The 11,175-nt window shown below is 63.1% G+C and carries 22 protein-coding genes; all 22 read left to right on the top strand.

What is annotated here, in order from left to right; genetic code table 11:
• The first annotated feature begins 110 nt into the window (after positions 1 to 110).
• Entirely contained in the window at positions 111 to 419 is a 309-nt protein-coding gene (gene rpsJ / locus LG661_RS19245) for a 30S ribosomal protein S10 (RefSeq protein WP_009764298.1), read from the top strand.
• 47 nt (positions 420 to 466) lie between these two features.
• Entirely contained in the window at positions 467 to 1,195 is a 729-nt protein-coding gene (rplC, locus tag LG661_RS19240) for a 50S ribosomal protein L3 (RefSeq protein WP_230533537.1), read from the top strand.
• Positions 1,195 to 1,815: a 50S ribosomal protein L4 gene (gene rplD / locus LG661_RS19235; protein WP_230533536.1), complete on the top strand. Its 621-nt coding sequence runs from the start codon at positions 1,195 to 1,197 to the stop codon at positions 1,813 to 1,815. Before rplC ends, rplD begins: the two co-directional genes overlap by 1 nt.
• Complete coding sequence (locus LG661_RS19230; protein WP_230533535.1) at positions 1,812 to 2,108, top strand: 50S ribosomal protein L23; 297 nt, start codon at positions 1,812 to 1,814, stop codon at positions 2,106 to 2,108. Before rplD ends, LG661_RS19230 begins: the two co-directional genes overlap by 4 nt.
• Positions 2,109 to 2,128: 20 nt before the next feature.
• Positions 2,129 to 2,965 (top strand): 50S ribosomal protein L2, encoded by an 837-nt coding sequence (gene rplB, locus LG661_RS19225; protein WP_230533534.1) that lies wholly within the window; start codon positions 2,129 to 2,131, stop codon positions 2,963 to 2,965.
• Positions 2,966 to 2,980: 15 nt separating this feature from the next.
• A complete protein-coding gene (gene rpsS / locus LG661_RS19220; RefSeq protein ID WP_230533533.1) occupies positions 2,981 to 3,259 on the top strand; it encodes a 30S ribosomal protein S19 in 279 nt (92 codons plus the stop codon).
• Between the two features lies 1 nt (position 3,260).
• A complete protein-coding gene (rplV, locus tag LG661_RS19215; RefSeq protein WP_152586456.1) occupies positions 3,261 to 3,641 on the top strand; it encodes a 50S ribosomal protein L22 in 381 nt (126 codons plus the stop codon).
• A gap of 11 nt (positions 3,642 to 3,652) precedes the next feature.
• On the top strand, positions 3,653 to 4,357 hold the full coding sequence (gene rpsC, locus LG661_RS19210) for a 30S ribosomal protein S3 (RefSeq protein ID WP_230533532.1): 705 nt from the start codon (positions 3,653 to 3,655) through the stop codon (positions 4,355 to 4,357).
• Between the two features lie 24 nt (positions 4,358 to 4,381).
• Positions 4,382 to 4,795, top strand: coding sequence for a 50S ribosomal protein L16 (gene rplP, locus LG661_RS19205; RefSeq protein WP_230533530.1), 414 nt, complete (start codon positions 4,382 to 4,384; stop codon positions 4,793 to 4,795).
• Positions 4,796 to 4,805: 10 nt separating this feature from the next.
• A complete protein-coding gene (gene rpmC / locus LG661_RS19200; RefSeq protein WP_230533528.1) occupies positions 4,806 to 5,012 on the top strand; it encodes a 50S ribosomal protein L29 in 207 nt (68 codons plus the stop codon).
• Between the two features lie 12 nt (positions 5,013 to 5,024).
• A complete protein-coding gene (gene rpsQ, locus LG661_RS19195) occupies positions 5,025 to 5,264 on the top strand; it encodes a 30S ribosomal protein S17 (protein ID WP_230533527.1) in 240 nt (79 codons plus the stop codon).
• A gap of 163 nt (positions 5,265 to 5,427) precedes the next feature.
• Positions 5,428 to 5,796: a 50S ribosomal protein L14 gene (gene rplN, locus LG661_RS19190; RefSeq protein ID WP_009764309.1), complete on the top strand. Its 369-nt coding sequence runs from the start codon at positions 5,428 to 5,430 to the stop codon at positions 5,794 to 5,796.
• On the top strand, positions 5,796 to 6,113 hold the full coding sequence (gene rplX, locus LG661_RS19185; protein ID WP_230533526.1) for a 50S ribosomal protein L24: 318 nt from the start codon (positions 5,796 to 5,798) through the stop codon (positions 6,111 to 6,113). Before rplN ends, rplX begins: the two co-directional genes overlap by 1 nt.
• Complete coding sequence (gene rplE, locus LG661_RS19180) at positions 6,106 to 6,672, top strand: 50S ribosomal protein L5 (RefSeq protein WP_230533525.1); 567 nt, start codon at positions 6,106 to 6,108, stop codon at positions 6,670 to 6,672. The genes rplX and rplE overlap by 8 nt, the downstream gene beginning before the upstream one ends.
• Before the next feature lie 39 nt (positions 6,673 to 6,711).
• On the top strand, positions 6,712 to 7,017 hold the full coding sequence (gene rpsN, locus LG661_RS19175; protein ID WP_230533523.1) for a 30S ribosomal protein S14: 306 nt from the start codon (positions 6,712 to 6,714) through the stop codon (positions 7,015 to 7,017).
• A 15-nt stretch (positions 7,018 to 7,032) separates the two neighbouring features.
• Positions 7,033 to 7,428 (top strand): 30S ribosomal protein S8, encoded by a 396-nt coding sequence (gene rpsH, locus LG661_RS19170; protein ID WP_230533522.1) that lies wholly within the window; start codon positions 7,033 to 7,035, stop codon positions 7,426 to 7,428.
• Between the two features lie 38 nt (positions 7,429 to 7,466).
• The gene (gene rplF, locus LG661_RS19165) at positions 7,467 to 8,000 is read left to right on the top strand and encodes a 50S ribosomal protein L6 (RefSeq protein ID WP_230533521.1); all 534 of its coding nucleotides are present in this window, start codon (positions 7,467 to 7,469) and stop codon (positions 7,998 to 8,000) included.
• A gap of 12 nt (positions 8,001 to 8,012) precedes the next feature.
• Complete coding sequence (gene rplR / locus LG661_RS19160) at positions 8,013 to 8,375, top strand: 50S ribosomal protein L18 (protein ID WP_230533520.1); 363 nt, start codon at positions 8,013 to 8,015, stop codon at positions 8,373 to 8,375.
• Positions 8,376 to 8,437: 62 nt separating this feature from the next.
• Positions 8,438 to 9,007, top strand: coding sequence for a 30S ribosomal protein S5 (gene rpsE, locus LG661_RS19155; RefSeq protein ID WP_230533519.1), 570 nt, complete (start codon positions 8,438 to 8,440; stop codon positions 9,005 to 9,007).
• Positions 9,008 to 9,021: 14 nt separating this feature from the next.
• On the top strand, positions 9,022 to 9,231 hold the full coding sequence (gene rpmD, locus LG661_RS19150; RefSeq protein ID WP_230533518.1) for a 50S ribosomal protein L30: 210 nt from the start codon (positions 9,022 to 9,024) through the stop codon (positions 9,229 to 9,231).
• Between the two features lie 10 nt (positions 9,232 to 9,241).
• Positions 9,242 to 9,715: a 50S ribosomal protein L15 gene (gene rplO, locus LG661_RS19145; protein ID WP_230533516.1), complete on the top strand. Its 474-nt coding sequence runs from the start codon at positions 9,242 to 9,244 to the stop codon at positions 9,713 to 9,715.
• A 105-nt stretch (positions 9,716 to 9,820) separates the two neighbouring features.
• A complete protein-coding gene (gene secY, locus LG661_RS19140) occupies positions 9,821 to 11,158 on the top strand; it encodes a preprotein translocase subunit SecY (protein WP_230533514.1) in 1,338 nt (445 codons plus the stop codon).
• Positions 11,159 to 11,175: the final 17 nt, after the last annotated feature.

Raw genomic sequence — 11,175 nt, 5'->3', positions numbered from 1 at the left:
GCCGCACCGTCGGCGCCGGCGTCGTCGCCGCCGTGATGGATTAATTTGAGGATCAGAAGACAGTGGCCGGGTTTCGGCTCGGCCGCTTCTTCTTTTGAACGGGGCAACCCATGAACGGTCAAAATATTCGTATTCGCCTTAAGGCGTTCGACCATAGGATCCTCGACGCATCGACACGGGAAATCGTGTCGACCGCGAAGCGGACCGGCGCTCAGGTTCGCGGGCCCATCCCGCTGCCGACGCGCATCGAGCGCTTTACGGTTCTTCGCTCACCGCACATCGACAAGAAGTCGCGTGAGCAGTTCGAGATGCGCACTCACAAGCGTGTTCTCGATATCGTGGACCCCACTCCCCAGACGGTCGATGCGCTGATGAAGCTCGACCTCGCTGCGGGCGTGGACGTGGAAATCAAGCTCTGAGCCTTCGGGCTTGGAGCCTTCGGTAGACACGCCGAGAGGATACGCAGATGCGCTCAGGCGTTATTGCACAGAAAGTCGGGATGACCCGCATCTTCACGGATGCCGGCGAGCATGTCCCGGTCACGGTTCTGAAGGTCGACAGCTGCCAGGTCGTCGCCCACCGGACCAAGGAAAAGAACGGCTACACCGCGCTGCAGGTCGGCGTCGGCAAGGCCAAGGTGAAGAACGTTTCGAAGGCCGAGCGCGGACGGTTCGCCGTTGCGCAGGTCGAGCCGAAGCGCAAGCTCGCGGAATTCCGCGTCTCCGAGGATGCTGTCATCCCGGTCGGCGCCGAGATCACCGCCGATCACTTCGTTGCTGGTCAGTTCGTGGACGTCACGGGCATCACGACGGGTAAGGGCTTCGCGGGCGGTATGAAGCGCTGGAACTTCGGCGGTCTGCGCGCCTCGCACGGCGTGTCGGTCTCGCACCGCTCGATCGGTTCGACCGGTGGCCGCCAGGATCCGGGCAAGACGTTCAAGAACAAGAAGATGCCAGGTCACCTGGGTGTCGAGCGGGTCACGACGCAGAATCTGCGCGTGGTTTCGACCGACGTCGAGCGCGGTCTGATCCTCGTCGAGGGCGCCGTTCCCGGCGTGGCCGGCGGCTGGATCTTCGTTCGCGACGCGGTGAAGCGCAAGCTGCCCCAGGAAGTGCCGATGCCCGGCGCGTTCCGTACGGCGAATGGCGCTGCGCCGGCCGCCCAGGCTGAGCAGGCTCAAAAGGAGAATGCGTGATGAAGCTTGATATCACCACGCTCGACGGCGCCAAGGCCGGATCGGTCGACCTGAACGAGACCATTTTCGGTCTCGATCCGCGCGCCGACCTGCTCGCCCGCTGCGTCCGCTGGCAGCTTGCCAAGCGCCAGGCCGGCACGCACGCCGTGAAGAACCGGTCGGAAATCGATCGTACGACCAAGAAGGTCTATAAGCAGAAGGGCACTGGCAGCGCCCGCCACGGCGCCGCGAGCGCTCCCCAGTTCCGGGGCGGCGGTCGTGCCTTCGGTCCGCAGGTCCGCAGCCATGCGCACGACCTGCCCAAGAAGGTCCGCGCTCTCGCCCTGAAGCATGCGCTCTCGTCCAAGGCCAAGGACGCTTCGCTCATCGTCGTCGACGACGTGAAGCTCTCCGAGCCCAAGACGAAGGCTCTCGTGGAGCGGTTCGGCAAGCTCGGCCTCGGCAACGCCCTCATCATCGGCGGCGCTGAGATCGAGACGAACTTCCAGCGGGCTGCGCGCAACATCCCGAACATCGACGTCCTGCCGGTGCAGGGCATCAACGTCTATGACATTCTCCGTCGCGAGAAGCTCGTTCTCACGAAGGCGGCTGTCGATGCGCTGGAGGCGCGCTTCAAATGAGCCTGGACCCGCGCCACTACGATGTGATCGTGAGCCCGGTTATCACCGAGAAGGCCACGACCCTGTCCGAGCAGAACAAGGTCGTCTTCAAGGTTCGGCCGGACGCGACGAAGCCGCAGATCAAGGAAGCGGTTGAGAAGCTGTTCGATGTCAAGGTGAAGAGCGTCAACACGCTCGTCACCAAGGGCAAAGTGAAGTTGTTCCGCGGCACCCGCGGCCAGCGGTCGGACGTGAAGAAGGCGGTTGTGACCCTCGAAGAGGGCCAGACCATCGATGTCACGACGGGCCTCTGATCGGTTGAGAGAGTGATCCGATGGCTTTGAAGACTTTCAAACCAATCACCCCCGGCCTGCGCCAGCTGGTGATCGTCGACCGCAGCGAGCTCTACAAGGGCAAGCCGGTCAAGAAGCTGACGGAGGGCAAGAGCTCCTCCGGCGGCCGTAACAATCTGGGTCGCGTGACCGTCCGCTTCCGTGGCGGCGGACACAAGCGGACCCTGCGCCTGGTCGACTTCAAGCGTCGCGCCCGTCTGGGCGATGCGGCGACCGTGGAGCGGATCGAGTACGATCCGAACCGCACCGCCTTCATCGCGCTGATCCGCTACGCCGACAGCGAGCAGTCCTACATCCTGGCCCCGCAGCGTCTGGCTGTCGGCGATCAGGTTGCAGCTGGCGAGCAGGTCGACATCAAGCCGGGCAATGCGATGCCGATCGGCAACATGCCGGTGGGAACGATCATCCACAATGTCGAGCTGAAGGTCGGCAAGGGCGGCGCTCTCGCCCGCTCCGCCGGCACCTACGCTCAGATCGTGGGTCGTGACCAGGGCTATGTGACGATCCGCCTGAACTCGGGCGAGCAGCGCATGGTTCTCGGCCAGTGCTTCGCCAGCGTCGGCGCCGTGTCCAACCCCGATCACATGAACACGTCGATCGGTAAGGCAGGCCGTAACCGCTGGCTCGGCAAGCGCCCGCATAACCGCGGCGTCTCCATGAACCCGATCGACCACCCGCACGGTGGTGGTGAGGGCCGCACCTCGGGCGGACGCCATCCGGTGTCCCCGTGGGGTGTTCCGACCAAGGGCAAGAAAACCCGTTCGAACAAGCGGACCGACAAGTTCATCGTGTCGAGCCGCCACGCGCGGAAGAAGTAAGGATAGAGGCACGTCATGGCACGTTCGCTTTGGAAGGGTCCGTTCGTCGACGGCTACCTCCTCAAGAAGGCCGAGGCTGCCCGTTCCGCGGGCCGCAACGAGGTCATCAAGATCTGGAGCCGCCGCTCCACGATCCTCCCGCAGTTCGTGGGCCTCACTTTCGGGGTCTACAACGGTCAGAAGCATATTCCCGTCTCCGTGAGCGAGGAAATGGTGGGTCACAAGTTCGGCGAGTTCTCGCCGACCCGCACGTTCCACGGCCACGCGGCGGACAAGAAGGCGAAGAGGAAGTAAGATGGGTAAGGCCGCGACTCCTCGCGCATTGAGCGACAACGAGGCTCAAGCCGTCGCTCGCATGCTGCGCGTCAGCCCTCAGAAGCTCAATCTTGTTGCGGCCCTTATCCGCGGCAAGAAGGTTTCCACGGCGCTCGCCGATCTCGAGTTCTCCCGCAAGCGCATCGCGCGTGACGTGAAGAAGTGCCTCGAGAGCGCGATTGCCAACGCCGAGAACAACCACAACCTCGATGTGGACGATCTCGTCGTCAGCCAGGCTTTCGTCGGCAAGGCGCTCGTCATGAAGCGCTTCCACGCCCGGGCCCGTGGCCGGGGCGCCCGTATCATGAAGCCGTTCTCGAACCTCACGATCGTGGTTCGGGAAGTTGCCGAACAGGCATAAAGGAGAACCAGATGGGTCAGAAAGTTAACCCGATCGGTCTTCGGCTCGGCATCAACCGGACCTGGGACTCGCGCTGGTTCGCCGGCAAGGGCGAGTACGCCAAGCTGATGCATGAGGACATGGCGATCCGCGAAGCTCTCATGAAGCAGCTGAAGCAGGCCGCCGTTTCGAAGATCGTGATCGAACGCCCGCACAAGAAGTGCCGCGTCACCATTCACTCGGGTCGTCCGGGCGTGGTGATCGGCAAGAAGGGCGCCGATATCGAGAAGCTGCGCAAGCTCGTCTCGAAGATGACCGACGCCGACGTGTCGATCAACATCGTCGAGGTCCGCAAGCCGGAGATCGATGCGACGCTCGTCGCCGACTCGATCGCCCAGCAGCTCGAGCGCCGCGTGGCCTTCCGCCGCGCCATGAAGCGCGCCGTTCAGTCGGCGATGCGTCTTGGCGCCGAGGGCATCCGCATCAACTGCTCCGGTCGTCTTGGTGGCGCCGAAATCGCCCGCCTGGAATGGTACCGCGAGGGCCGCGTTCCGCTGCACACGCTGCGTGCGGATGTCGATTACGGCACGTCCACGGCCTTCACGACCTACGGCACCTGCGGCATCAAGGTTTGGATCTTCAAGGGCGAAATTCTTGAGCACGATCCGATGGCCCAGGACAAGCGGATGAACGACGAGGGAGGCCGCTCCGGTGGCCGCCGCGAGCAGGCGGCGTAACGGAGAGGTCAGGAGAGGTTTGCCATGTTGCAACCGAAGAAAACCAAGTTCCGTAAGCAGTTCAAGGGCCGGATCTCCGGCACCGCGAAGGGTGGTACGGACCTCAACTTCGGCCAGTTCGGCCTGAAGGCGATGGAGCCCGAGCGCATCAACGCTCGTCAGATCGAGGCGGCACGCCGCGCCATCACCCGCGCCATGAAGCGCGCGGGCCGGGTGTGGATCCGCATCTTCCCGGACGTGCCGGTTTCGACGAAGCCGACCGAAGTCCGTATGGGTAAGGGCAAGGGCGCTCCCGAATATTGGGCTGCCCGTGTGAAGCCTGGCCGCATCATGTTCGAGATCGACGGCGTGCCGGAGGATATCGCCCGCGAGGCGCTCCGTCTCGGCGCTGCCAAGCTCCCGATCAAGACGCGCTTCATCCAGCGCATTGCGGAGTAAGGAGGGAATCATGAAGTCGAAAGAGAGAACCTCCAATCTCAAGTCCCTGACTGCGGACCAGCTGTCGGACGAATTGCTCAACCTCAAGAAGGAGCAGTTCAACCTCCGGTTCCAGCGTGCCACGGGCCAGCTCGAGAACACGGGACGCGTTCGCGAGGTCCGCAAGGACATCGCCCGCGTCAAGACGCTGCAGCGCCAGAAGTCGGCGAAGGCTTAAGAGGATATCAAGATGCCAAAGCGCGTTTTGCAGGGCGTCGTTGTCAGCGACAAGCAGGACAAGACGGTCGTCGTGAAGGTGGAGCGCCGTTTCACGCACCCAGTCATGAAGAAGACCGTGCGTAAGACGAAGAACTACCACGCTCATGACGAGAACAACACTGCCAAGGTGGGCGACACGGTCTTCATCGAAGAGACCAAGCCGTTCTCCAAACTCAAGACCTGGGTGCTCGTCGACCAGACCCAAGCCTAAAAGCTTGATTTCTGGGGTTGTCTAACGAGGGCGGTTCGTGTATACGGCCGCCTTTCTCGACATATGAAGGGCAGGGGACGTCAGATCCCCGTCAGGCGTAGTCCGGGAGGCAATCGTGCCTTGGCCCGGAAACCTGTCTGAAACAAAGGAAAGGATCAAAGCCATGATCCAGATGCAGACGAATCTTGACGTCGCCGACAATTCCGGCGCCCGTCGCGTGATGTGCATCAAGGTTCTCGGCGGTTCGAAGCGTAAGTACGCTTCCGTGGGCGATATCATCGTCGTATCCGTAAAAGAGGCTATTCCGCGCGGCCGCGTGAAGAAGGGCGACGTCATGAAGGCGGTCGTCGTGCGCACCGCCAAGGACATCCGTCGCGCCGACGGCTCGGTCATCCGGTTCGACCGGAACGCCGCCGTTCTGATCAACAATCAGAAGGAGCCGGTCGGCACCCGTATCTTCGGTCCCGTTCCCCGTGAACTGCGCGCCAAGAACCACATGAAGATCATTTCGCTTGCGCCGGAGGTGCTCTAATGGCCGCGAAGATCAAGAAGGGCGACAAGGTCGTCGTCCTGACCGGTCGCGACAAGGGCAAGACCGGTGAAGTCGTGCAGGTGCTTCCGAAGGAAGAGCGCGCGGTCGTCCGTGGCGTTAACGTCGTGAAGCGCCACCAGCGCCAGACGGCGGCCCAGGAGGGCGGCATCATCTCGAAAGAGGCGCCGATCCACCTGTCCAACCTGGCCTATGCGGACCCGAAGGACGGCAGGCCGACCCGGGTTGGTTTCAAAGTTCTCGAAGACGGCCGCAAGGTCCGTTTCGCCAAGCGTTCGGGAGACCTGATCGATGGCTAAGGCCCAGGTGGACGGCTACACGCCGCGGCTGAAGAAGCACTACGAAGAAGTGGTGCGTCCGAAGCTCATTGAAGAATTCGGCTACAAGAACCCCATGGAAGTGCCGACGATCGAGAAGATCGTCCTCAACATGGGCGTTGGCGAGTCGACCGCCGACTCGAAGAAGGCTTCGGTCGCGGCTTCCGATCTCGCGCTCATCGCCGGCCAGAAGCCGGTGATCACCAAGGCCCGCAAGGCGATCTCGCAGTTCAAGGTCCGCGAGGGCATGCCGATCGGCGCCAAGGTCACGCTCCGCAAGGCTCGCATGTACGAGTTCCTGGATCGTCTGGTGACCGTCGCGCTTCCCCGCGTCCGCGACTTCCGGGGCCTGAACCCGAAGTCCTTCGACGGCCGCGGCAATTACGCGATGGGTATCAAGGAGCACCTGGTGTTCCCTGAGATCAACTACGACAAGGTGGAGCAGGTTTGGGGCATGGACGTCATCATCGCCACCACGGCGAAGACCGACGAGGAAGCCCGCGCCCTGCTGCGTCACTTCAACTTCCCGTTCCGGCAGTGAGGATAGCTGTCCTCAGACGCGGACACTGGAGAAAAACGAATGGCTAAGAAAAGCGCTATTGAGAAGAACAAGCATCGTCGCAAGCTCGTGAAGAAATTCTCGGGCCGCCGCGAGCGCCTCCTGGCGGTCGCCAACGACGAGTCCAAGTCCATGGAGGAGCGCTTCGAGGCGCGCCTCAAGCTTTCGGAGCTGCCGCGCAACGCGAGCCCGACCCGCATCCGCAACCGGTGTGAGATCACGGGCCGTCCGCGCGCTTACTACCGTAAGCTCGGCATGTCGCGTATCGCTCTGCGCGAGCTCGGCAACAAGGGCCTGATCCCGGGCCTCGTGAAGTCCAGCTGGTAAGAGGGAGGGCATCTCATGATCAACGATCCGTTGGGCGATATGCTCACCCGTATCCGCAACGCGCAGATGCGCCGTCGCGGAACCGTTTCCACGCCCGGCTCGAAGCTGCGCGCCCGCGTTCTTGAGGTTCTCAAGAGCGAGGGTTACATCCGCGACTATTCGCAGACCGAGTTCGGCAATGGCCGGACCGAGTTCTCGATCGAGCTGAAGTACTATGATGGCCAGCCGGTGATCCGCTCCATCGAGCGCGTCTCCAAGCCGGGCCGCCGTGTATACGCGTCCGTCGACACCATGCCGCGCGTGGCTGACGGTCTTGGCATCACCATTCTCTCGACGCCCCAGGGCGTGATGGCCGATCACGAGGCCCGGGAGAAGAACGTGGGCGGCGAAGTGCTCTGCAAGATCTTCTAAGACTTCAGGCATCAGCACAGAACCACGGAGATTCGAGAATGTCCCGAGTAGGCAAGAAGCCCGTTCCGGTCCCGTCAGGTGTGACGGCCACCGTGGACGGCCAGATGGTGAAGATGAAGGGTTCGAAGGGCGAGCTTTCGTTCCTCGTCCCCGAAGAAGTGTCGGTTGTGCTTGAGGACGGCGCCGTGTCGGTGAACCCGCGCGACGAGTCCAAGACGGCCCGTGCGAAGTGGGGCATGTCCCGCGCCCAGGTTGCTAACCTGGTCGAGGGTGTGTCCAAGGGCTTCGAGAAGCGCCTCGAGATCAACGGCGTCGGTTACCGCGCCGCCGTTGCCGGCAAGGTGCTGAAGCTTTCGCTGGGCTACAGCCACGATATCGACTACGAGATTCCGGCCGGTGTCACGATCACGACGCCGAAGCCGACCGAAGTCGTCGTCGCCGGCATCGACAAGCAGAAGGTTGGCCAGACCGCCGCCGAGATCCGCGAGTATCGCGGTCCGGAGCCCTACAAGGGCAAGGGCGTCAAGTATGCCAACGAATTCATCTTCCGCAAGGAAGGCAAGAAGAAGTAAGGACGACGTATCATGGCTGAGAAGAAAGGCGCCGAAGATCGCCGCAAGGCTCGTGTGCGCCGTGCGATCAAGAAGGCTGCGAATGGTCGTCCGCGTTTGTCGGTCTTCCGTTCGTCGAAGCAGATCTACGCCCAGGTCATTGATGACGAGCGCGGTCATACCGTCGCTTCGGCTTCGACCCTCGAGAAGGACCTGAAGGGCAAGCTCAAGACCGGCGCCACCGTCGATGCGGCGAAGGAAGTGGGCAAGCTCGTTGCCGAGCGCGCGGTTCAGGCCGGCGTGAAGCAGGTCATCTTCGACCGCTCGGGCTACCTCTATCACGGCCGCGTCAAGGCCCTGGCCGACGCTGCCCGTGAAGGCGGTCTCGATTTCTAAACGGCGGGTATAGGAAAATCCCCTAGCGAGCGGGCCCGCCGCCCGCGCAAGTGAGAGGTCTCATGGCAAGAGAACCAAGAGAACGCGCTGAACGCGAAGAGCGCGACAGCGAATTCGTGGACCGCCTGGTCCATATCAACCGCGTTGCCAAGGTGGTGAAGGGCGGCCGTCGCTTCGGCTTTGCCGCTCTCGTCGTCGTCGGCGACCAGAAGGGCCGCGTCGGCTTCGGCCACGGCAAGGCCCGTGAGGTCCCGGAGGCGATCCGCAAGGCCACGGACGCTGCGAAGCGTTCCATGATCCGCGTCGCCCTCCGCGAGGGTCGCACCCTGCACCACGACGTGAACGGCCGCCACGGCGCCGGCAAGGTCGTGCTTCGCGCCGCTCCCCAGGGCACCGGCATCATCGCCGGCGGTCCGATGCGTGCAGTCTTCGAGGCGCTCGGCGTGCAGGACGTGGTCTCCAAGTCCCTCGGCTCGTCGAACCCCTACAACCTCGTCCGCGCGACTTTCGACGCGCTCAAGAACGAGGACAGCCCGCGTGCCGTCGCTGCCCGTCGTGGCCTGAAGGTCTCGACGCTGCAGGCTCGCCGCCGCGATGCCGATGCCAGCCTCGAAGCTGGCGCTGAAGCGTAGGGGAGGCTCCGACCATGGCGAAGCAGCCTGCCTCCGCTGAGGCGAAGACCATCACCGTTGAGCAGATCGGTTCGCCGATCCGCCGCGAGGCCAAGCAGCGCCAGACGCTGATCGGCCTCAAGCTCAACAAGCTCCATCGCACCTCGACCTTGGAAGACACGCCGTCCGTTCGCGGCATGATCGAGAAGGTCAAGCACCTCGTGCGCGTTGTCGACGGGCAGTGAGGAGAGCGTCATGAAACTTAACGAAATTCGTGACAACGAAGGCGCTACGAAGAACCGTATGCGCGTCGGCCGTGGTATCGGCTCGGGCAAGGGCAAGACCGGCGGCCGGGGCGTCAAGGGTCAGAAGTCCCGCACGGGCGTGTCGATCAAGGGCTTCGAAGGCGGTCAGATGCCTCTGCACCGTCGTCTGCCGAAGCGCGGCTTCAACAAGCCGAACGCGACCGACCTCAACGAGGTCAACGTCGGCCGGATCCAGCAGGCCATCGAGGCCGGCAAGCTCGACACGGGGGCTCCGGTCACCGTCGAGACGCTGGTCGCAGCAGGCGTGGTCTCCAAGCCGCGCGACGGCGTGAAGATCCTCGGCGTGGGCGAGCTCAAGACGAAGCTGTCGTTCCAGGTTGCTGGCGCGTCCAAGTCGGCCGTCGCAGCGATCGAGAAGGCTGGTGGCTCGGTGACCCTGCTGGGTGCCGTTGCGCAGGCGTGAGCCCGCGCCCACATTGACTAAGATCCAAGCGGCGGCCCGCGACTGATCGCGTGGCCGCCGTTTGCGTGATGAACCGTCACGTATCCAGGTTTTCGAGGACGAACAATGGCTTCAGCAGCCGAGCAACTTGCCGCAAACATCAATTTCGGCGCCATCGCCAAGGCCGAGGAGTTGAAGAAGCGCATCTGGTTCACCCTTGGCGCGCTCATCATCTACCGCTTGGGCACCTATATCCCGCTGCCCGGCATCAATCCGGAGGCTCTGGCGCAGAGCTTCCAGAACGCCAGCGGCGGTGTGCTCGGCCTCTTCAACATGTTCTCGGGCGGCGCGGTCGAGCGCATGGCGATCTTCGCCCTCAACATCATGCCGTACATCTCGGCATCTATCATCATTCAGCTCCTCACCTCCGTTCTGCCCTCTCTCGAGGCGCTCAAGAAGGAAGGGGAGGCGGGCCGCAAGATCCTCAACCAGTACACCCGCTACCTGACCGTCGTGCTGGCCCTGTTCCAGTCCTGGGGTATCGCCGTCGGCCTCCAGGCGGGCAGCAACATCGTTCAGACCCCGGGCCTGTTCTTCGTGATCACCGCTGTCATCACGCTCACAGGCGGAACCATGTTCCTGATGTGGCTCGGCGAGCAGATAACGTCGCGCGGCATCGGCAACGGCACCTCGCTCATCATCTTCGCGGGCATCGTGGCCAACCTTCCGAGCGCCATCGCCGGCACTCTGGAACTCGGCCGCCAGGGCGCGATCTCCACGGCACTGATCATAGGCGTCATCGTCATGGCGATCCTGATCATCTACTTCGTGGTGTTCATGGAGCGTGCCCAGCGCCGCCTGCTCATCAACTATCCGAAGCGCCAGGTCGGCAACCGGATGTATGAGGGCCAGACCTCGTTCCTGCCCCTGAAGCTGAACACCTCGGGTGTGATCCCGCCGATCTTCGCCTCGTCGCTCCTGCTGCTGCCGACCACCATCGCTAGCTTCCAGGCGGGCACGGACGGAACCGGCATCCTCGCGACCCTGACGGCCTATCTGGCCCATGGGCGCCCGGCCTACATGTTCCTGTACGCGGGCCTGATCGTGTTCTTCGCCTTCTTCTACACGGCCATCGTCTTCAACCCGACGGAGACGGCGGACAATCTGAAGAAGCAGGGCGGCTTCATTCCCGGCATCCGGCCGGGCGAGCGGACGGCCGAGTTCATCGACCAGGTGCTCACCCGCATCACCGTGATCGGCGCGGCCTATCTCGTCGTGATCTGCCTCATTCCGGAATTGCTGGTCTCCTATGCAGCCCTGCCATTCTACTTTGGCGGCACTTCGCTTCTGATCGTTGTCTCTGTTACGATGGACACCGTGGCCCAGGTTCACGGCCATTTGCTGGCTCACCAGTACGAGGGCCTCGTCAAGAAGGCGAAGCTCAAGGGCGCGCGGCGTCGGTAAGATCTGGATTTCCCGCG

This window comes from Microvirga roseola (genome assembly GCF_020866965.1).
GTDB classification, from domain to species: domain Bacteria; phylum Pseudomonadota; class Alphaproteobacteria; order Rhizobiales; family Beijerinckiaceae; genus Microvirga; species Microvirga roseola.
Note: the sequence above shows the minus strand (reverse complement) of the source record. Positions and strands in the feature narration are given on the sequence as shown.